The 20,312-nt window shown below is 60.3% G+C and carries 16 protein-coding genes, 1 tRNA gene and 1 riboswitch; of the genes, 8 read left to right on the forward strand and 9 right to left on the reverse strand.

Features of this window, described 5'->3' with window-relative positions; translation table 11 throughout:
• Window positions 1–76 precede the first annotated feature (76 nt).
• Window positions 77–1,234: a 1-propanol dehydrogenase PduQ gene (locus tag B071_RS0100215; protein WP_018525087.1), complete on the forward strand. Its 1,158-nt coding sequence runs from the start codon at window positions 77–79 to the stop codon at window positions 1,232–1,234.
• Here B071_RS0100215 and B071_RS14965 read toward each other — a convergent pair.
• Window positions 1,182–2,558 (reverse strand): MATE family efflux transporter, encoded by a 1,377-nt coding sequence (locus B071_RS14965; RefSeq protein ID WP_018525088.1) that lies wholly within the window; start codon window positions 2,556–2,558, stop codon window positions 1,182–1,184. The genes B071_RS0100215 and B071_RS14965 overlap by 53 nt on opposite strands.
• A gap of 141 nt (window positions 2,559–2,699) precedes the next feature.
• Here B071_RS14965 and B071_RS0100225 point away from each other — a divergent pair, with 141 nt between their 5' ends.
• Window positions 2,700–3,578, forward strand: a complete 879-nt coding sequence (locus B071_RS0100225; protein ID WP_018525089.1) for a MerR family transcriptional regulator — start codon at window positions 2,700–2,702, stop codon at window positions 3,576–3,578.
• Window positions 3,579–3,662: 84 nt separating this feature from the next.
• Here the strand turns inward: B071_RS0100225 and B071_RS0100230 are convergent, their stop codons facing one another.
• Window positions 3,663–5,207 carry a bifunctional metallophosphatase/5'-nucleotidase gene (locus B071_RS0100230; RefSeq protein ID WP_018525090.1) on the reverse strand — a complete coding sequence of 515 codons (1,545 nt, stop codon included), beginning with the start codon at window positions 5,205–5,207 and terminating at the stop codon, window positions 3,663–3,665.
• A 105-nt stretch (window positions 5,208–5,312) separates the two neighbouring features.
• The gene (locus tag B071_RS18025) at window positions 5,313–6,779 is read right to left on the reverse strand and encodes an SPL family radical SAM protein (protein ID WP_018525091.1); all 1,467 of its coding nucleotides are present in this window, start codon (window positions 6,777–6,779) and stop codon (window positions 5,313–5,315) included.
• An 86-nt stretch (window positions 6,780–6,865) separates the two neighbouring features.
• On the opposite strand from B071_RS18025, the gene B071_RS0100240 reads away from it, so the two are divergent.
• The gene (locus tag B071_RS0100240) at window positions 6,866–7,681 is read left to right on the forward strand and encodes an MBL fold metallo-hydrolase (RefSeq protein WP_438829511.1); all 816 of its coding nucleotides are present in this window, start codon (window positions 6,866–6,868) and stop codon (window positions 7,679–7,681) included.
• 839 nt (window positions 7,682–8,520) lie between these two features.
• Here the strand turns inward: B071_RS0100240 and mgtE are convergent.
• The 4 genes from mgtE to B071_RS0100270 form a co-directional block, all read right to left on the reverse strand.
• Window positions 8,521–9,906: a magnesium transporter gene (gene mgtE / locus B071_RS0100250; protein WP_018525094.1), complete on the reverse strand. Its 1,386-nt coding sequence runs from the start codon at window positions 9,904–9,906 to the stop codon at window positions 8,521–8,523.
• A 99-nt stretch (window positions 9,907–10,005) separates the two neighbouring features.
• The gene (locus B071_RS0100255) at window positions 10,006–10,680 is read right to left on the reverse strand and encodes an MgtC/SapB family protein (RefSeq protein ID WP_026244856.1); all 675 of its coding nucleotides are present in this window, start codon (window positions 10,678–10,680) and stop codon (window positions 10,006–10,008) included.
• 328 nt (window positions 10,681–11,008) lie between these two features.
• Window positions 11,009–11,189: riboswitch (M-box (ykoK) riboswitch) on the reverse strand.
• A 103-nt stretch (window positions 11,190–11,292) separates the two neighbouring features.
• Window positions 11,293–12,420: an alanine dehydrogenase gene (gene ald / locus B071_RS0100265; protein WP_018525097.1), complete on the reverse strand. Its 1,128-nt coding sequence runs from the start codon at window positions 12,418–12,420 to the stop codon at window positions 11,293–11,295.
• 117 nt (window positions 12,421–12,537) lie between these two features.
• A tRNA-Leu gene (locus tag B071_RS0100270) sits at window positions 12,538–12,622 on the reverse strand.
• 140 nt (window positions 12,623–12,762) lie between these two features.
• Between B071_RS0100270 and B071_RS0100275 the strand changes: the two genes are divergently transcribed.
• The gene (locus B071_RS0100275; RefSeq protein WP_040586773.1) at window positions 12,763–13,242 is read left to right on the forward strand and encodes a peptidylprolyl isomerase; all 480 of its coding nucleotides are present in this window, start codon (window positions 12,763–12,765) and stop codon (window positions 13,240–13,242) included.
• An 84-nt stretch (window positions 13,243–13,326) separates the two neighbouring features.
• On the opposite strand, the gene B071_RS0100280 is transcribed toward B071_RS0100275, so the two are convergent.
• Together B071_RS0100280 and B071_RS0100285 are read right to left on the reverse strand one after the other, a co-directional pair.
• Window positions 13,327–15,423, reverse strand: a complete 2,097-nt coding sequence (locus B071_RS0100280; protein ID WP_026244857.1) for an ATP-dependent helicase — start codon at window positions 15,421–15,423, stop codon at window positions 13,327–13,329.
• Window positions 15,424–15,516: 93 nt separating this feature from the next.
• Entirely contained in the window at window positions 15,517–16,308 is a 792-nt protein-coding gene (locus B071_RS0100285; RefSeq protein ID WP_018525100.1) for an RsmB/NOP family class I SAM-dependent RNA methyltransferase, read from the reverse strand.
• 41 nt (window positions 16,309–16,349) lie between these two features.
• On the opposite strand from B071_RS0100285, the gene B071_RS0100290 reads away from it, so the two are divergent.
• From B071_RS0100290 to B071_RS0100305, 4 genes are all read left to right on the forward strand, one after another.
• On the forward strand, window positions 16,350–17,015 hold the full coding sequence (locus B071_RS0100290) for an HAD family hydrolase (protein WP_018525101.1): 666 nt from the start codon (window positions 16,350–16,352) through the stop codon (window positions 17,013–17,015).
• Window positions 17,016–17,127: 112 nt separating this feature from the next.
• Window positions 17,128–18,903, forward strand: a complete 1,776-nt coding sequence (locus tag B071_RS0100295) for a phospho-sugar mutase (protein ID WP_018525102.1) — start codon at window positions 17,128–17,130, stop codon at window positions 18,901–18,903.
• Complete coding sequence (locus B071_RS0100300; protein ID WP_018525103.1) at window positions 18,900–19,472, forward strand: 3'-5' exonuclease; 573 nt, start codon at window positions 18,900–18,902, stop codon at window positions 19,470–19,472. Before B071_RS0100295 ends, B071_RS0100300 begins: the two co-directional genes overlap by 4 nt.
• Window positions 19,473–19,484: 12 nt before the next feature.
• Window positions 19,485–20,312, forward strand: a complete 828-nt coding sequence (locus tag B071_RS0100305; protein WP_018525104.1) for an MlaE family ABC transporter permease — start codon at window positions 19,485–19,487, stop codon at window positions 20,310–20,312.

The raw sequence follows: 20,312 nt of genomic DNA on the forward strand, positions 1-20,312 counted from the left end.
ATTTTTCTGATCTGGTATATGCTGAGGTACGGAATATTTCGGGAAACGCCGCGTGTAACTTCGCCGGGAGGGAGTAATGACAACCTTTACCTTGGGAACAAAAATTCTGTCGGGGCCGGAGAGCCTGGACTACCTCCGGGATCTGAAAGCAGATAAGGTCTGCGTCGTTACCGATACAACCATGGTAGCCCTGGGAATCACGGCGATGGTTACAACTCTTCTGGATAGCGAGGGCGTGGCGTACCGGGTTTTCGATTCGGTCGAGGCCGACCCGAGTCTCGAGACGGTCCAGACGGGTCTCACCCACATCATCGAGACCAAACCCGATGCGGTGATCGCCGTGGGTGGCGGTTCGGTGATCGATGCAGCCAAGGCGATCATGTACTTCTGCATCAAAACCAAGGAGCGGCTCCTTCATAAAACGGAGATCTTCAAGCCCCATTTTGTGGCGATCCCCACAACAAGCGGCACAGGTTCGGAGGTAACCTCCTTTTCCGTTGTCACCGACACGGGAAAGCAGACCAAAATTGCCCTGACAGACCCCCTGATGGTGCCCGATGTGGCGATCCTGGACGCCCGTTTTACCATGAGCGTTCCTCCCGCCGTCACGGCCGATACCGGGGTCGATGTGATAACCCACGCCTTTGAGGCCTACGTGTCCACCGCAGCCAGTACCTTCAGCGACATCCTGGCCCAGCAGGCCCTGGAGATCTCCTTCCATAATCTCCAGCAGGCTTTTCGGGACGGTCAGTGCCGTGAGGCCCGGCAGTTCATGCACGAGGCCTCCTGTCTGGCGGGCATCGCCTTTACCAACGCCGGGCTCGGGATCAACCATAGTCTGGCCCACGCTGTGGGGGGGCGCTTCAAGATCAGCCACGGTCGAACCAACGCGATCCTGCTTCCCCTGGTGATCGCCTTCAATTCGGGGGCTCTCGATGGACGGGAGGAGGAGTTCGGGCAGAAATACGACCGCCTGACGAAGATCTTCCGGCTCGATCTGCCCACCCGCCGGGAACGGCTCCGGGCGCTGGTGACGCTGGTTCAGCGATTCAACCAGGCCCTGGAGATCCCGCCCTCCTTTGGCGCCCTGGGTATCCAGGAAGATGCCTTTCGGCAGGCCCTCCCTTCGATGGCGGTCAAGGCGCTGGAGGACGTGTGTACCGGCACAAACCCCCGCCCCGTTAATGTTCAAGAGCTGGAGTGCCTTCTGGAGCAAGCCTGGCAGGGGTTGTAGTTCCTGCGGCGTGATAGCGCACCAGCAGTACCAGGGCTATCCCCAGGGTCAGGGCTTCGTAGACCACAGGGGCCAGCCAGATTCCTCTCTCACCCAGAAAAGAGGGGAGGACCAGCAGTACCAGGGCGATCAGCAGATATCCCCGGAGCAAACAGATGACTGTGGCCCGCAGGGTCTCCTTGAGCGCCGTGAAGTACCCCGCCAGGATCACGTTGAACCCGCACAGCAGGAAGCCCAGACTGAAGATTCTGAGCCCCCTCAGGGAGAGCGTAAAGACCTCGCTGTTCCGGGGATCCAGAAAGAGCGATACCAGAAAATTCGGCGCACCCTGAGCCATCGCCAGGAAAGCCAGGGCGAAAACCAGNGCTGTGCGGTTTCCCAGGGAAAGAATCCTGCGAAAGTTCCAGGGTTCCTCCCGGCCGTTGTAATAGCTTATCAGGGGCTGCATCCCCTGGTTGATCCCGATCATCGTCATGAGAACCAGATTGTTCAGGTACATGATGACGCCGAAAGCGGCGAGCCCGTAGGCCCCCAGAGTTCTCACGATGGTGAGGTTAAAGAAGAAAATACAGAAGGCCGCCGAGAGTTCTGTCAGGGCCTCGGGAAATCCGATAACGAACATCCTCTGCAATGCTCTCCAGTCCCACCGGGGACGGACAAGCTTGAGGTTCGATCTTCTTCCGAGAAAGTGCACCAGACACCCCGCGCAGGCCACGGCCTGGGACATCCCCGTTGCTATGGCTGCTCCCCGTACGCCCATCGGGATGACGATCACGAGCAGGTAGTCCAGCACGATGTTCGTCACCGCCGCCACCACCACAAAGACCGTGGAGTACACGGGGAACCCGTCGGCCTTTACCAGTACCTCCAGGGAATAGGCCACCATAAAGAAGGTGCTGAAGATGATGATGATCCTGAGATAATCCTTCACATCCTGCATCGTCTCGGGCGTTGCTCCCAGAAAGAGGGCTATCTCCTTCAGGAACAGGAGCGAGAGGCCCGTGATGACCACGCCCAGGACGGTGAGAATCACCACGTTCAGAGTGAAGTAGTGATTGCACCGGTCCCATTCCCCCCGGCCCATGGCGAAGGTGATCATCGTGGATGATCCCACGGCAGCCAGGAGTGACACGGCAAAGACCGTGTTGATATAGGGCATGGCGGTATTTACCGCCGCCAGGGCCAGCGGGCCTACACCGCGCCCCACAAAGATCCCGTCGATCATCGTGTAAATCGAAAAAAACCACATGGCGCTCACCGAAGGCACCAGGTACCGCAAAAACTGCCGGGTTACCGGCGAAAGAGAGGAAAAGAAGTTACGCATATCTGACGTGCTCCTACAAGGGAGCCCCGAAAGGGACTCCTGAAATTAGTGGTCTTTCGCCGGTCCTGCCGGCAAAAAGCAACCTTGAGAGGAACTCTAAACCTTGGTACAATACCAGGGTCAAGGAAGGCAGGACAAAAAGTGAAAAAAGAATACCGCATCGGTGAGATCTGTGCNCTCTACCGGATCGGCCCCGACTCGTTACGCTACTACGAGCGAAAGGGTCTGGTTCATCCGCAGCGGAGGGAGAACGGCTACAGGGTCTATACCCTGGATGATATCTGGCGACTCAATATCATTAAGGATCTTCGGAAACTGAACTTCTCCGTGGACCAGATAAAACGCTATCTCGAGGCGCGCTCCATCGAATCCACGATTGAACTTATGAAAGAGGAGCTCGCCCTGATCGAGCGGGAGATTATGCCTCTGGTGGCGCTGCGGGACCGTCTTTCCGAGCGAATCCGGGTTTTGCGGGATTTTTCCTCCGAGAAGATCCCCGACCAGGTTGTGCTGCAGGAGATACCCCCCAGGTCGGTGCTCTTTCTTGAAGACACCCTCTCTACCGACCAGGAGGTCGATCTGGCCTTTCGTACGCTTCAGGGGCAGGACGATGATGCGCTTTTTCTCTTTGCCAACAATGATATGGGGGTGGTTGTCCCCGAGGAAGGGCTCCGCCGGGGCGTCTATACGCAGTATCAGAAGGCGTTCTTCCTTGTCGATCCCCGGGAGTTTCCCCGGGCCGGGGTGATTCCCGGTGGTACCTATGCGACCCTGATATATCGGGGGAGCTACCGCAGGAGTCCTGAGTGCTTCGAGCGGATCCTGGCGTTTCTGGGGGAGCGCGGGCTGGAGGTCGGGGGAAGTGCTCTGGAGATATACCGTCTCGATATACACGGTACATCCCGCGAGGAGGAGTTCATCACGGAGATCCAGATCCCTGTCAGGTCGGGAGGGGGTGCCCCGAAGGAAAAGAGGCCGGAGCNGGATGCACCGGAACGGGTCATGCCAGACAAGGCCTGAGGGGGCGCTCCCTGCAGAGAGACCTGGCCTGATGGCGGGCAGAGGATGGTCCCGGGACACCCCAAGGGTGTCCCGGGGGAGGGGTTATTCACCGATTACGGTGATTCGTCCTTCGATTTCCGGCGCCACAGGGCTGTTTGCAGCGATGTACTCGGCCAGTACCTCGTCCATGCTCCCGAAGGAGGAGTAATCGAGCCCGACCAGCAAGCCCAACCCGTCGCCTCCGGCGTGGAGGAAATCGTTGGTGGCGGCGCTGTAGGTTTTGGAGAGGTCCAGCGCCTCGCCGTTCACGCGTACCCCGGCGGGGTCAACACGCTCACCTGCGGGCAGGGAGGGGTCATAGGAGAAGGTCAGACCGGACCAGTGCATGAAAGCTCCCGCCGCCTCGGGGTAGGCCGCTACACCGATCTCCAGGACCTCTAGGATTTGCTCTCCCGTGAGTTCCAGCGAGACCACCTGGTTGCCGAAGGGGAGAACCTGGATGACCTGACCACGGGTGATCTCTCCTGTGGGGATCGACGCTCTGATGCCGCCACCGTTGCTGAAGGCCAGGTCCGAACCTGCAGCATCTCTCATGGAGTCCAGCATAAGGTTTGCCAAGGCGGTTTCCCGGAGGCGTACGCTCCCCCGCTCTCCGTCGAGGTGCACCTCGGTGGATCCCACCACCTGCTCGAGAAGTCCCCCCTGTCGCTCCTTGATCGTCTCGATCAGGGCCACAACCCCGGGGTGGGGCTCAACGTTCTGGGCTTCTTCCTTGGTGATCAGCGAAGCGGTGGCGCTCACCACGACACCATCCTCTACAACGATATCGACCACGCCCAGGTTCTTGTTGTATTCCTCGGCCTGAACGATCAGGGTGTTGCCCACGCGGTATCCCTCGGGGAGGAGGTCATGGGAATGGCCGTCCACGATGATATCGATTCCCGGTACGGCCTCGGCCACGAGTCGGCTGTCGTAGTCACCCTCGAACCCCAGGTGAGCCAGGGCGACGATCACGTCGGCGCGGCCCTGGAGATGAGCCACCATCCGCTGCGATGCCTCGATGGGATGACCGAAGGTAAGCCCCCGATGTCCGGCTGGATGGCTCTTCCAGAGCGTTTCCGGTGTAGCCAGGCCGAAGATAGCCACGGTTACTCCTCCCGCTTCCTTGATCACGTACTCCGGCAGGAAGGATGACCCGTCGGCATCGACCGTGATGTTTGCTGCCAGGATGGGGAACTCGGCCAGCTCAGCCAGCTCCAGGAGGCGTTCCTGGCCGTAGTTAAACTCGTGGTTTCCCGCAACCATGGCGTCGTAGCCGATGAGGTTCATCACCTCCACCATGCTCGCTCCGCGCTCGATGCTGGTGATGGGAAGGCCGTGAACGGTATCTCCCGCATCGAGGAGCAGCACCGCTCCCTTCTCCTGCCGCTGGGCTTCGACGAGTGCAGCCAGCCGGTCCAGGCCCATGCCGTCGAACCGGCCTTCTTCGATGCGACCGTGCATGTCGTTGGTGTGCAGAATGGTAAAGGACCCGCTTGCGGGTTCCCGGGGTTCCGGTGCGGTTCCGCACATTACCAGCGAGAAGGTCGTGGCCAGCACCAGGGCCAGGGTGAGCAGCCGGGCTGCATTCTTCTTTTGCCGTATCATGTATTCACCTCCTGAGTGGAATAGAATCTCACTATATCACACCAAACACGAGCAGAAAAGCTTTTCACAGATTTTCTTGAGATATAAAGACGTTTTTTGGAGATTTTACGAGAGCCAGGGTTCAAAGGATTCTCCTTCCAGAAGCAGACGATGAAGAGTCCGGACGAGCCGGGGATTGTGCAGGATCTGGTTCAGGGAACCCTCGTGGAGGGCATCGGTGATCGCCTGATCCCCGTCGAAGGAGGGCGATCGTCTCTTTCCGCTGAGCCAGTCTCGGTAGGAGCCGATTGCCCGGCTCAGACGCTCCGTGGGGACTCCCTCCTGCTCATACCAGCAGAGCATCTGGTGCAGAACCAGATACATTTCGTCGGCCCGGTTTACATAATTCCGGTAGAGGCTGTGGGGGATAAAGGGGGCGAGGCGGTGTGTCCGCGAGGCATCCCGGAAGCGCTGAAAGAGGGCTCTGCCGTAGGAGTGGGCCAGTGCTCCTGAGGGAGCGTTTCCTCCGTAGAGGTTGTGATAGATCGATTGCAGGTCGGGAGTCCCCTCCCGGGTGGCCCGGAAGATCTCTCCGGGGCCTCCTGGCTCTGGTGGCCTTTCCGGTTCTGCCTGTCTTTCTGGTTTTTGCTTCATCTCTGGTTCTGTCAGTCCCTCTGGTTCCTGCGGCAGCTCCGGGCTTGCCGCTGTTCCTGCGTTCCCTTCGAGTTCTGCCAGTCGGGAGAGGAAAAACTCCTTTTGTCGNCCCGGTCGCAGGGTGAGNCCTCCCGGGATGAGACATCGGGCGCCGGTGTCCCCCACGGTCCNGGCGAGGCCCTCCAGGGCCTTTGATGAGTCTGTAATCTCCGGCAGGAGGGGCATGGCAAGAACTCCGGTGGCGAGGCCGGCGCGGGCGAATCTTTCCAGGGTCTTGAGCCTCCGGGTAGAGGAGGGGGCGCCGGGCTCGATGATCGCTGCTATGTCGTCGTCCAGAGTGGTGATTGTCAGGAGCAAAAGAAACCCCGCCTCCTCGTTCAGCCTCTTCCAGAGGTCCATGTCCCGTTCGATCAGGGATGATTTGGTCATCACCAGGGCGGGGAACCGGTAGTACCCCAANAGCTCCGCGCATCGCCGGGTAAGATGGAGTTTCTCTTCCAGAGGCTGGTAACAGTCGGTAATTCCGCTTCCTATGGAGATCACTCCCCGTTCGCGCAGTCGGGGCAGTTCCCGTGCAAGCAGGTCCGGGGTATTCTCCTTCACCACAATATCCCGGGAGAAATCGCCCTCCACGTGGTACCGCTCGGCACGGCCATCGCAGTAGATACATCCGTGGCCGCACCCCTGGTAGGGGGAAAGGCGGTAGCGGGCTGTGGTAAAGGTTCCTGGCAGGGCAGATCTGACCAGAGCTGTGCGTCCCCGGCGGGAAACGCACCTCTGGCCGGAGACCCCCTCCTGGTTGATGATCTGCCCCTGATCGGCGACTTGAGAAGATGCCTGGCAGGAGGAATGACGAGCTGAAGGTTCGGGGAGATCGAAAAGGCCGGGCAGGTCTCCGGGTCTCCCGGGGGTAGTAGACTCCGAAAAAGGTTTTCCCATCGCTCTTTGAAGTGTATCATGGAGGAACTATTCTGCCAGGGGGCTTCATGGATATCAGATTTCTTGGAACGGCGGCTTCACCGGCCATGCCCTTGCCATTCTGCGTGTGTGCTGGCTGCAAGACAGCCAGAAAAGAGGGGGGCAAGAACGTCCGTTCCCGTTCAGCCTGTCTGGTTAATACCGATCTCCTGCTGGATCTGGGCCCCGATGTTCCCTCGGCGGCTGCCTCCCGGGGCTGGTCCCTTACCAGGGTAGAGCTCTGCCTTCAGACCCACCCCCACGCAGATCATTTTGACCCGGAGCTGCTCATATCGCGCCACCCCGAGTGGGGGGGCGCGGTGAGNGGTNGGCTNGTCTTTGGGGGATCCCGCAAGACGCTGGAGGCGCTGGATAGGGTTTTCCAGCGTCAGTGCGACTACGGCTCGCTTCTGGAGAGGTNCGTTCAGGAGGCGCTCTCCCTGGAGATCCTCGAGCTCGAGCCCTTCCNGGAGATCTCCCGGGGACGATACGCGATTGTTCCCTATCCGGCGAACCACGCACCCGAGTTCGATTCTCTGGTCTATGCTGTTTCCGACGGAGAGAAGCATCTCTTCTACGGAACCGACACGGCCGGGATCGACGAGNCGGTGTGGGAAGATCTNAGGGCCAGGGGTGCGACCTTCGATGTGGTGGTTCTGGACCAGACCTACGGNATAGGCTTCCCCTCGTCGGACCATCTCTCTGCCGAGGGCACCGCTGCCACGGTGAGGCGCTTCAGGGAGGAGGGGCTTCTTGCCCCGGNAGGGCAGATTTTTGCAACTCATCTCTCCCACGAGGGAATTCTGGAGCATCACCAGATGGAACACTGGTCTCTGGAGAGGGGGTATCTCATCGCCTACGACGGACTGACGCTTACCATCTGAGGCGCAGCCCTTCGCCTCGGCCGAAAGTCTCTGCCTGGAGGCGCTCCGGACCGATCTNTTGAATTCTTGTTTACNAAAAACGATAATTCACAGTGGAGGGGGCCATGATTGTTCGGAAGGGTCTGGCTNTGTTTCTCCTGCTGGTCGGTGGAGGGGGGCTGTTCGGTGCGCCNTCGGGGTATCGGGCGCTGCGTCTGACCCTTGGTCCCGAGAGCCANGAGTATTCCCTGAACTCCCGGGTCTCCACGGGTGTGGGCGATTTTCATCTGGGTTCCTCCGATGAATCCTGGGATTCTGCNTGGGCCCTTCACGGACAGTATCTCCGTTCCCGCCGGTCCTTCCTCATCTACGGCGCGTCCCTCGGCCTGGCCCACGCCGAGGCCCGGGAGGGCACCAGAAAACTTGTCATGGAGTCGACCCTTGTGAGGGGGTACCTGGGAGGGGTGTTGCTGAACCGTCCCTCCGTGACTGTGGAGGTTCTCCCCTTTCTCGGNGCGGGTCACAGTCGCCTTTCCTTCGAGTCGGGACCGCTCTCTACCACAATGGAGGGCTACGTTCTTGAAGCAGGGGGAGATCTGAACNTTCTCTATCGGGGAATGGCCCGGCTGGATATCGGCTTTGGGGTGGGNCTTCTCTCCCGCCAGAATCGCTTCAGCGAAGGGCTGGCGGGAGGAAGCACGCTGGATGTCGACATCGACGCAGGCCTGGTCCGGGTCTTTTGCATCGCCGGGTTCCGCCTGTAGCACCTGAACCGGCGGGGATCTCCGGGCTGTTCCCCCCGGGGCGCCGGTGGGTTTCACCGGCGTGCCCGCAGGGCTCCCGTCGGGATGGTGCGGTACCTACAACAGAACCTGGGGCAGGAGGAGCGTTACCGCCGTAAAGTAGATCATCAGGCCCGTTACGTCCTTGATCGTAGTAATGATGGGGTCTGCTCCTGCCGCCTGGTCAAAGCCAAGCTTTACCAGAATCCAGGGAACGAAAAAACCCAGACCCACGGCGATGGCGATTGTCANAGCCAGAGAGATNCCTACNGCAACTCCCAAAGCGGGCATTCCCATCCAGAGGCCGGCGATAANTCCACCGACAGATCCCAGGNNGATCCCCATGCCCACGCCGTTTCTCAGTTCTTTCAGCCANTGGCGGAAGAAGTTCCCCATGCTGATCTGGCCCANGACCAGGCCCCGAGTGAAGATCGTGGATGATTGCGTTCCCACGTTTCCTCCCATGTCCATAATGACGGGAATAAAGATCGCCGTGGCGGCTACCGCATCGAGGAGTTCTTCGAAGACCCCGATCACCGCTCCGGCGAGCATTCCCCCTGCCAGGGTGATAAGCAGAAAGGGCATGCGCACCCGCAGAACGTGGGCGAAGCTCCCGTTGATCATGTTATGGCTNCGGTCAGATTCCCGTTTGGTGATATCGATCAATCCGACCTTGTCGTACATATCATCGGTTGTCTCTTCCCTGATAACATCCATGGCGTCGTCGGCGGTGAGTACTCCCACCAGGCGGTTTTCCCGATCCACCACTGGTAGTTCGAAGGCATCGGCGCGCTGCAGGAAGCGGGCTGCATCCTCCTGGTCATCGCTGGTGCTGAGTACGTCCAGATCGTAGCTCCCCAGGAGCTGGGCGACCTGCGTTGCCGGCTCAGCCACGACGAGTCTGCTCAGGGGGATCATGCCCTCGATATGACGCGTCTCGTCGGTCACGTAGAGCATGGTTACGGGAAAGTCGATCTCCTTTTTCTTCATCCTCAGCCGGTTGAGGGCTTCCTCTACCGTCATGGTCTTGGTCACCTGAAAAAAGACGGGTGACATGATGCGGCCCACCGTGCCATCGGCGTAGCCCATGAGCTGGGCTGCGGCCTGGCGCTGCTCCCTGGGAAGTCCCTCCAGAAGNCGCTTGGCAACTTTTGCCGGAAGCTCATCGAGGAACCGGACCTGATCGTCCGGGTCGAGCTCGGTGAGAAGCTGGAGCGTCTCTTCCTTTGTNAAGGATACCACCAGGTCCTTCTGCATGACCGGGTCCATCATCTCGAAGACATCGATGGCAACATCCTTGTCGAGGAGCCGGAACACCACGGCGCGGTCGTGCTCCTCGCAGTCCTGAAGTCCGTAGAGCAACTCTGCGGGGGTCATATCCTTCATTTCTGCTTTCAGGGGTTCGAGGTTCTGCCTCTTCACGTGGTCGTGTGCGAAATCTGCAAAAGTATCGGTTATGTTCATTCTTTTCTCCCGTTTCTGTCTGGCCTGTGTGTGTCCGTGGCCGTTATGTGCAGCCACGGCCTCTCCTGGTCTGGTGCGCGACCTGGATCGCGCTGCCGGTTACGCGGCGTCCCAGTGGATCGCCTGAACCGATTCTTCCAGACCAATCCTGGAAATAATCTGTTCCAGCTTTGCTGCTTCGTTCCTCTTCATCATCACACGAGCTGTGATAGCGATGCGGCCGTCCTGATCGGACTCCTCGCGGGATACTCCCCGGAGCGGGATCGCTTCGGCGCTCATCATGGCGTGCAGAACGCTCCGGATGTGGGGCTCTTCGGCGACTCCGCAGAGAATCGAGAGCTGGTACTCGAGAAATGGCTCTTCCCGGCCCGCTCCGTGGATTCCCGTGGAGAAGCGCAATACAGTGTTAGCCACCACAATCACCACCGTTCCCAGCGCAGCAGGAGCCATAAACCCGAAGCCCGCCAGAGCGCCGATCGCGGCTGCAGACCAGATTGTGGCGGCGGTGTTCAGCCCGGAGACGGAGTAGCCTTCCTTGAAGATTACTCCCGCACCGAGAAATCCGATTCCCGATACGATCTGGGCGGGTATCCGCGTGGGGCTGGTATCGCCTTCCACCATCACCGAAAGAAGGACAAAGAGAGCTGCACCTGTTGCCACCAGACCGTTAGTCCGGATTCCTGCGGTGCGGTTTCTCCACTGTCGTTCGGCGCCGATCAGCATCCCCAGCAAAAGCGCTGAGACAACTCGTAATGTGAAAATGTGCAGTGCCATGGGCACCTCCCTTGTTCATCACCCTCGCGGGTACGTCTCCGGGAAATGCCTGCAGGGAGGTTTCAGAAGACAGGTACGCTGGAGGATGGTTTGTCGGGTTTTCGTGAAAAATTACACAAATCCGGTAAAGGATCGCTGTCCATTCATCCTCCTTCCTGTTGTGCTATCGGTTGGGTTTGATGCCGGCCGGGGAGATCTCTCGGGAGAACTCGAGCACCACCGATAAAAAAAGGCCTTCTCCGGAAGATCCGGGAAGGCCTCTGGTTGCCACGTCTGGTCTCCCGAAGCGGAGATCTGACGGAGCGCCCTGTTGAGTTTTCTCGTCAGGGCAGGCCTTCCTCGTTGCGGTTTTAGCACTGCGGGGCGTTTGGAAACCCGTAACGGGGTTTGCCCGAGCCGCGTTATGCAGATCCTTAATCCGAATCTGCCTGTTCAACCCCTTGGTGTCTCTCGACATTTCGGGGCAGCGGCGTGTATCCACGCAGGAGCCTCACCTCACAAAGGCAGGGGTAACATACTCAGAAGATGTGCGTGTGTCAAGCCCTCTTCCTCCGGACTTTGTTTTTTGACCGGCTACCCCCGATGAGGCGATGGTCCCCCTGTGGGAGGGATTCAACGGGGGGCAGTACCCAGCGCTTCCTGAACCTCCCGACAGGGCAGGGAGAAGGCCCGGGCCACGCCGGGGCAGGTCAGGTGATGGTCGCAGGTGTTTACTCCCAGAGCGATTCCCCGGTTCTTTCGGGCCGCCTCTTCCAGGCCCAGGGCGGCTATTTCCAGGCCGTAGGGCAAGGTCGCAGCTGTGAGGGCCTGGGTTGAAGTTCGCGAGACCGCTCCAGGCATATTCGCCACGCAGTAGTGAAGAACCCCCTCGACCTCGTAGACGGGATCATCGTGGGTTGTGGCCCGGGCCGTTTCCACGCATCCGCCCTGGTCAATCGCCACATCGACGATCACCGACCCCCGTTTCATCTGCTTCAGATCGTTGCGGGTGACGATCCGGGGCGCCCTGGCGCCTGTAACCAGAACTGCCCCGATTACGAGGTCGCTNTCCCCGAGCACCATCTCCAGGTGGCCACGGTTGCTCGAGAGAGTGGTCAGGCGNCCCTGGAAGATATCGTCCAGATAGCCCAGGCGATCCATGCGGATATCGAGGATGGTGACCTGGGCTCCCAGTCCGAGCGCAATCTTGGCAGCGTTGGTTCCCACGATGCCGCCCCCCAGGATGGCGATCTTTCCTTTTTCCACACCGGGGATGCCGCCCAGCAGTACACCTCGCCCCCCCTGGGGGCGTTCCAGAAAGCGGGCTCCTTCCTGAACGCTGAGCCTGCCGGCGATCTCGCTCATGGGTTTCAGGAGCGGCAGTTGACCCGGCCTGGGCTCGACCGTCTCGTAGGCCACTCCCGAGACACCCTGTTCGATCAGGGCTTTGGTAAGGGCCTCGTCTGCGGCCAGGTGGAGGTAGGTAAAGAGAATCTGCCCCTCCCGCAGGAGGGGGATCTCCGAAGGCAGGGGTTCCTTTACTTTCACGATCATGTCGCAGGATGCGTAGATCTCTTCAGGGCTTTCGCACATCACGGCGCCGGCCCGGGCGTATTCCTGGTCGGTGAAGCCCGCTCCCAGGCCTGCTCCGGCCTGGATCAGCACCTGATGCCCCTCCCTGATGTAAGCACGTGCGCAACCCGGGGTTATTCCNACCCGGTATTCCTGTCGTTTCACTTCGGTAACAGAACCGATCTTCATGTTCAGCCTCCACTGGTGTAGGTCCGGGATCGAGAATGGTCTCGGGTAACACCACGATTTTACGGCGACCTGAAGGAGAAAGGAAGCGNCAAGGGCAAAAGTCTGTGAGATTTGTTCTGCCGGAGACGGGACTTGAACCCGTACAGCTGNAATAGCCGGGGGATTTTAAGTCCCCTGTGTCTACCAGTTCCACCACTCCGGCAACAGCGGAAGTCTATTCCGGTCCGCTCGTGCTGGTCAAGGAAATGATCGGNGAAAGCAGNCAAGAAACCCCGAGGGAAAGAATGGAAGAAGGGCGGCGAAATGGTTGTCCGGGAAGGGTGAAGCTGGTACGTTACAGCCATGAGCATACAACAATGGGACTCCGCTCCCGCGATGACGATCGAGACCGATCGTGTGTACACGGTAACGATGGAAACCTCCAAAGGTTCCATCACCCTGGAACTGTACCCCGAGCATGCCCCGGTAACGGTGAACAACTTCCTCTTTCTGGCTGGGGAGGGCTTCTACAACGAGGTCACCTTCCACCGGGTGATCAGCAACTTCATGATCCAGGGGGGGGACCCCACCGGTACGGGTCGGGGAGGCCCGGGATACCGCTTCGCCGATGAGACCAGGGGAAATCCCCTTCGCCACGACGCCAAGGTAATATCCATGGCAAATGCGGGCCCGAACACAAACGGAAGCCAGTTCTTTATCACCCACGCGCCCCAGCCGCACCTGGACGGCAAGCATACCGTCTTCGGCAAGGTGACCTCCGGGGCCGACGTGGTGGACGCTATCGAACAGGGAGATCGGATCACCGCCCTTGTTGTGAGCTGATGCCCCTGTGCCCCCTGCGGGGCACCCTGTAAACCGCTCCGGAAACCGGGGGAGGGCGACCCCTTCCTCCGGTCCGGGGTCGCGTCAGGATCCGAAGTGCGCCTTCAGGGCGGCAAAGGGATCCTCGGGCATCTCCACCCCTGCCGTCGGATCGGCCAGGGTTTTGAGCATGAGTTCCGCCGGTATCTCTTCAATGAAGGGTGAGGGCACGGCCTCGATCATCTCACCCTGAACCTGGCGTCGTCGGCAGCTGGTCATGTAGAGCTGTTGCCTGGCCCGGGTGATGGCCACGTAGAAGAGGCGGCGCTCCTCTTCCAGGTTCCCCTCGCTCTCTTCCACGGCCCGCTGGTGGGGAATAATTCCCTCCTCCACCCCTGCCAGGAAAACCACATCAAACTCGAGCCCCTTCGCGGCGTGGATCGTCATGAGGTTGACCTTGCCCGCGGCCTCCTCGGGGGAGAGCTCGTCCCGGGTCTGGAGGCTGATCCGGTTCAGGTAACCCTGGAGGGTAGGTTCCAGTACGTCGGGATTCTGTTCGTATCGATCAATGGAACGGATGAAAAAGCCGATGTTTTTCCACTTTGCCTTGGCAGCCCGCTCGCTCTTCTGGAACTCCTGGACCAGATACCCCCAGTAATCTATCTCGGTGGCGAGGCGTTCCGTGGTGGCCGCCAGATGCTTGCTCTCGGAGAATCGTTCCTGATAGCGCGCCGTCAGTTCCAGATATTCCTCCAGCGCACCCAGGGGGCCTTTGCCAATGGAATGGTCTACCTCCCGGTGAACGGCCAGGGTAATCGCTGAATAAAGCGATATCTTGCGCTCGTCGGCGATCTCATGGAGCGCCTCCACGGTGCGACGGCCGATTCCCCGGCGGGGGGTGTTGATTGTGCGCAGGAGACTTACGTCGTCGTCGGGGTTCAGAATAATTCTCAGGTAGCCGGCGATATCCTTGATCTCCTTGCGCTGAAAGAAACTCTGGCCGCCGGACATGCGGTAGGGGATGTCCGCCTCCAGAAGGGCCTCTTCGATCACCCGGGCCTGGCTGTTGGTACGGATCAGGATGCCGAAGGAATCGTAGGCCAGGCTCTCCTGATAGGCCCTGAGCTTGATTTTTTCAGCGATGAACGACGCCTCAGCACCGTCATCATCGGGGAAAGAGAGTTCCAGAAGGTTCCCCCCATCGATCTGGGTCCAGAGGGCTTTTTCCTTGCGGTTGGTATTGTTGGAGATTACGGCGTTGGCAGCCGAGAGGATTCCTCCCGTGGAGCGGTAGTTCCGCTCGAGTTTTATCTCCTTGACCCGGAGAAAATCCTTCTCGAACCGTTCGATGTTCGAGTAATCGGCTCCGCGCCAGCTATAGATCGACTGGTCGTCGTCGCCCACAACGCAGACGTTTTTCCATTCCCGGGCAATCTGGTAGAGCAGGTTATACTGGGGTGTGCTGGTGTCCTGAAACTCGTCTACCAGAACGTAGCGGTACAGGTCGGCATAGTGGCCCTGTACCTTGGGGTGTTCCCGGAAGAGCGTCAGGGGCTGCATGATCAGGTCGTCGAAGTCCACGGCGTTAAAGGTGATCAGGTGCTCCTGGTAGCTGCGATAGAGCTCCTGGAAGGTGGATATGCTTCCGGCCCCCCGGGAGGGTTCTTCGCCCGATTTGTCCTGGGAGGACTTCCCCGAGGGGTTGAGCATGGCGTACCAGCGCTCGTCCTGCCAGGTGATTCGTTCCGTTTTTATCCCCGAGAAGAGTTGGAGCAGGTTGTACACTTCCAGCTCTTCCGGATCGATCCGGAGTTCCCGGGCGGCCTCCTTCAGGAGGGCCACCTGATCGCCCGTGTCGTAGACGGTGAAGTTGGGGCGGTACCCCAGAAGTCTGCCGTAGCGCCGGAGAACCGAGAGTCCGAAGGCGTGAAAGGTGCTGATCGTGAGAGCCGATGCGGTTTTCCCCGCGCCTTCTCCCAGGATCTCCTTGACCCGTTCCTTCATTTCGCCGGCGGCCTTGTTGGTGAAGGTCATGGCCAGGATCGATTCCGGGGGGATTCCCCGGGAGAGCATATAGGCGATGCGTGTAGTAATAACGCCCGTCTTTCCACTGCCCGCTCCGGCAATAATAAGCAGGGGGCCATCAATAGTGAGCACAGCGTCACGCTGTTGCGGGTTAAGTCGTTCGAGTAGGTGATCCATCGGGAGCGCCAGTGTAGCGAAGCGTCCTCTCTGTGGGTAGGGGGGCGGGGATGGGGAACGGAAAAATTTACGGGGTTGCGGTACGCCCCGGGTCTAGTTTCGCCGTCGCAGAAGCGCGCAGTAGAGCGGCCCTGCCCCGTCGCAGCGATCGGGGAGGATCTGAAGGCCCCAGGTTGTCGCCTCGGGGCTGCTGAGACCCTCTCCCGATAACGATGCGGGATCCAGGGAAAGCGCCTCCACACGCTGGCCCCGCCGGGCCAGCGCCCGTTCCAGAAGGAGATCGTTCTCCTGGTCCGTGAGTGCGCAGGTGACGTAGAGAATGTAGCCGCCCGGCCTGGCGCTGTCGATTGCGGCAGCGAGAATGGCAAACTGGGTCGTTGCGATCCGCCGTATCCTCTTGGGGTTCCATCGTGCCAGTTCCAGAGGATCGGCCAGGACGTGCCTCTCCGAAGAACAGGGGACGTCGGCCAGAATCGCGTCGTACTGGTTCGGCTCGTGGAGCCCCCAGCGCTGCGCATCGTGGCCGGTCACGTGCAGGCGAGGGTGCAGATCCCCAGGCAGGTGTTCTTTCAGAACCCGCCGGAGCCGTTCTCTCCGGGCGCGGGAACGCTCGTTTGCCGTGAGGGTCGCTCCCTCTCCGAGGCGGCTCGCCAGAATCAGGGTTTTTCCCCCGGGGGCAGCACAGAGGTCGAGATTTTTTTTACCCAGGGGGAGCAGCCGCGCCACCGCAGCCGAGGCAGGGTCCAGATAATAGGGGGGATCACCCAGGGCAATTCGGGGAGAGTCCCCCGCCAGGGCGTTCCGAAGGGAATCCCAGCGATCGCCAAAGAGCTCCCGATAATACTCGTGAAAGAGGGCCTCTCCCGTGGGTTTCCTTGAGGACACCGCATTGACCTTTCCGCTCCCGGCCGGTACCGTTCCTGCCTATGACCTCGAGAGCTGTTATTTTTGATCTTGATGGAACCCTTCTGGATTCCCTGGCTGATATCGCCAGTGCCCTGAACGCGGTTCTGGTGCACCGGGGGTACAGCCCCCTCTCGATCGAGCAGTGCCGCCGCCACGTGGGGTGGGGCATGAGGGAATTGGTGCGTCGCAGTCTGGACGCGCAGATCGGCCCGGGAGTTCCCGATGATCTGGTTGACCAGGTAACCACTGCTACAGAAGAGCAGTATCGGCAGAGACCTGTTGTTCAGACCAGGCCGTACCAGGGCATTCCCGCGTTGCTCAGGGACATGAGAGACGCTACAATAAAAATGGCCCTGTTGTCCAACAAGCCCGACCCCCTGGTTCAGACGATCGTGGAGCAGACGATCGGAAGGAACTGGTTCGGTCGGGTCCTGGGGAATGTGCCGGGCGTCCCGCACAAGCCGGACCCCCGGGCTGTTCGGGAGATTCTGCTCTCGCTGGAGGTTTCTCCCGGGGAGTGCCTCTTTGTCGGTGACTCCGAGGTGGACATGGAAACAGCCCGCAACGCCGGGTGTGTTCCTGTGGGCGTCTCCTGGGGGTTCCGGGACGAGGAGGTCCTGGGGCGGGCGGGGGCCAGTCATATATGCCACGATGTGGAGGGCCTCCGGGCGCTCCTGGGAATCTGACAACCGGGAATCTGACAACCGGGAGTCTGTCCCGCAGAATCGACCCCGCAGGGTCTGGCCGGGGGCAGAAAAGACACGACGAAGACGAGGGAAACAGAGGGAGGACCACGGGATGACCCAGGAAGAAATCAGAAAAGCTGCCGAAACCTACATCGAGGCCGAGCAGGATCAGGTCTTTGCCGATGAGGTAAAGGATCTCCTCGGGAAAGAAGACTGGCCGGAGCTCTCGGACCGGTTTTATACGGACCTCGAGTTTGGAACGGGAGGGCTGCGCGGTGTAATCGGCGGGGGCTTTAACCGGATGAACCCCTTTGTGGTTGCCCGGGCTACCACGGGTCTTGCCCGATATACCGCCAGGGCCGGGGCTCTCCGCAGCGATGGCTCCCGGGCTGCCGTCATATCGCACGATAACCGCCGCTATTCCCGGGAGTTCGCGCTCTCGGCTGCGCTGGTCTTTGCTGCCCACGGCATCAAGACCTATCTGGTGGATGCGCTCCGACCCACGCCGCTTCTTTCCTTTGCCGTTCGTTATTACAAGGCCTCGGTGGGAATCATGGTTACGGCCAGTCACAACCCCCCGCAGTACAACGGCTACAAGGTCTACTGGGACGATGGCGCCCAGGTGGTCTCGCCGGACGACACGAATATTATCCAGGAGGTAATGGCTGTAAAGCCCGGGGAAATCCGCCAGATGGAGAAAGACGCCGCCCTGAAAGAGGGGCTGCTTGAGTATATCGGGGCCGAGATAGACGACGCCTTTGTCGCCATGGTCAAGCGCCAGTCGGTTCAGCCCGATTTGCTCCGGCAGAAAGGCAGCGAGGTGAGGGCCGTTTATACCCCGCTCCATGGTACGGGGGCTCCCCTGGTGGAGCGGGTCCTGGGGGAACTGGGGGTGCAGGTCATGACCGTTCCCGAACAGCGGGACCCCGATACGGAGTTTCCCACCGTGGCGTTTCCCAACCCTGAGGAGGCGAGTGCCCTGGAAATGGCCCTCGACCTGGGGCGTCGGGAGAAGGCCGATATCGTGATCGGCACCGACCCCGACGCCGATCGGCTGGGTATTGCCGTCCCCGACGGCGACGATCTGGCTCTCGTGACGGGGAACCAGCTGGGAGTTCTGCTGGCCGATTACGTCCTGGGGCAGCGCAAGGTTCTGGGCACGCTTCCCCCGAAGCCGGTTTTCATCACCACCATTGTTACCACGGCCCTGCAGCGCGCCGTGGCCGAGCACTACGGAGCGCAGGTTCACGAAACCCTGACGGGGTTCAAACACATCGCCTCGGTCATGAGGGATCTTGAAAAAGACCCCGAGGGTCCCCGGTTTGTCCTGGGTGATGAAGAGAGTTACGGCTACCTCATCGGTACGGAAGTTCGTGACAAGGATGCCATCACGGCCACCATGCTCACCGTGGAAATGGCGCTGCACTGGCGGAATCAGGGGATCTCCGTGATGGACCGGTTGCGTCAGATCTGGCAGAAATTCGGGTATTACCAGGAGCAGACCATCTCCAGGAACTTCGAGGGCCAGGCAGGGAAGGCCACCATGGATGCCCTGATGCAGCAGCTCCGCACCACCCCGCCCGCCACGCTGGGGGGAACAGCGGTAGAACGGATGTACGACGTCAAGACCGACAGGGTCTTTTTCCCGGCTTCCGGAGCGAGCGAAGCCGGTCCCGGGCTGGGTTCGTCGAACGTGCTGCAGTTCTTCCTGGCTGACGGAACCAGGGTGAGCGCCCGACCCTCGGGAACGGAACCCAAGATAAAGTTTTACATCAGCGCCTGTAGCGAGCCCGCACAGGATCTGACCGCTCTTCAGTGTGCTGTGCGCGACCGGATCGCCGCCATCGAGGAGGATATCCTCACCATCATTGAGGAGGCCTCCCGATGATCGTCGATACCACCGTCTCCGTCTCGTCCTGCACCTTTGTGGCCTTCGACTTCGAGACCACGGGGCTCTATCCTGCCGTGGACCGGGTTGTAGAGTTCGGTGCGGTGCGGTTTACCCCGGGCAAGGAATTCGCTGATTTCAGCGAACTCTGCAATCCCGGGATGGCGATCCACCCCGAAGCATCCCGGGTGAGCGGTATTACCGATGCCATGGTCGCCGACAAGCCCGCTGTGGCAGATATTTTGCCCGGCTTTATGACCTTCATCGGCGAGGCAATCCTCGTGGCCCATAATGCCGAGTTTGATACGGCCTTCCTCCGGGCCGAGCTGCAACGGGCGGGAATGCCCACGGTGCCCAACCTCATCATCGATACCCAGGTCCTGGCCAAACGGGCCTTTCCCGGAAAGAAGAGTTATTCCCTCCAGAATCTTGTGGATATGCTGGGGATTCCCGCAAATACGGCGCACCGTGCCCGGGATGACGCCCGGCAATGCGCACGGCTCTTCGAGCACTGCGTCGGTGCCATGAGCTTTATGGGGGATCTGGAACTCTCGGAGGTCCTCACGTGACCAGGAGGGGCGGTGCAGGAATCGCGTGAGACGACCGGGGGACCAAAAACGCCCCTGGTCCTGGTGCCTATAGAGAATCTGGGACGGCGGGTGGTCCGGAATCTGGAAGAGCTGGGCCGATTTTATGTCTTTCTGGGCCATACTCTGCGGGGCCTCTTCCGGTCACCCGTCCGGTGGCGCCTCTACGCAGAGCAGATGGAGCGGATTGGCGTCCACTCTGTGGCGATTATCGCGCTCTCCAGTGCTGCCATTGGGATGATCTTCGCGCTCCAGATGACCATGGTCATGTCCATGTTCCAGGCCGAGGCCATGGTGGGTGCCGCCGTGGGGCTTACCCTGGCGCGGGAGCTTGCCCCGGTGGTGACCACCTTGATGCTGATCGCAAAGAACGGCTCATCCATGACCGCCGAGCTGGGCACCATGCGCGTAACCGAGCAGATCGACGCCATGGAGACCATGTCGGTCGATCCGATTCATTACCTGGTTGTTCCCCGCCTCGTGGCCAGCGTTATTGTCTTCCCCATCCTTACCGGCCTGGCGAATCTGGTGGGGATTCTCGGGGCCTACCTGGTGGCCGTGGAGATGCTGGGTGTCGATCCGGGGGGGTTCGTGGAACAGTTATATACGCTGGTTAACCCCGTTGATGTCATCTCGGGTCTCATCAAGGCGGCAGTTATGGGCTTCATGATGAGCGTGATCTGCGCCTACTACGGATTCTACTCTGCGGGAGGGTCCAAGGGGGTGGGGGAGTCGGCCACCCGGGCGGTGGTCACCTCCTCGGTAGGCATCCTGATCGCCGATTACATTATGGCCGACCTGATGCTGCAGTTTCTCTATTAG

Origin of the sequence: Alkalispirochaeta alkalica DSM 8900 (assembly GCF_000373545.1) — a bacterium.
GTDB lineage: Bacteria > Spirochaetota > Spirochaetia > DSM-27196 > Alkalispirochaetaceae > Alkalispirochaeta > Alkalispirochaeta alkalica.

What these genes read in the sequence shown, in the direction of transcription:
- B071_RS0100215 (WP_018525087.1), top strand. Translation starts at nt 77, where the DNA reads ATGACAACCTTTACCTTGGGAACAAAAATTCTGTCGGGGCCGGAGAGC.
- B071_RS0100230 (WP_018525090.1), bottom strand. Translation starts at nt 5,207, where the DNA reads ATGATACGGCAAAAGAAGAATGCAGCCCGGCTGCTCACCCTGGCCCTG.
- B071_RS0100255 (WP_026244856.1), bottom strand. Translation starts at nt 10,680, where the DNA reads ATGGCACTGCACATTTTCACATTACGAGTTGTCTCAGCGCTTTTGCTG.
- B071_RS0100275 (WP_040586773.1), top strand. Translation starts at nt 12,763, where the DNA reads ATGAGCATACAACAATGGGACTCCGCTCCCGCGATGACGATCGAGACC.
- B071_RS0100280 (WP_026244857.1), bottom strand. Translation starts at nt 15,423, where the DNA reads ATGGATCACCTACTCGAACGACTTAACCCGCAACAGCGTGACGCTGTG.
- B071_RS0100290 (WP_018525101.1), top strand. Translation starts at nt 16,350, where the DNA reads ATGACCTCGAGAGCTGTTATTTTTGATCTTGATGGAACCCTTCTGGAT.
- B071_RS0100295 (WP_018525102.1), top strand. Translation starts at nt 17,128, where the DNA reads ATGACCCAGGAAGAAATCAGAAAAGCTGCCGAAACCTACATCGAGGCC.
- B071_RS0100300 (WP_018525103.1), top strand. Translation starts at nt 18,900, where the DNA reads ATGATCGTCGATACCACCGTCTCCGTCTCGTCCTGCACCTTTGTGGCC.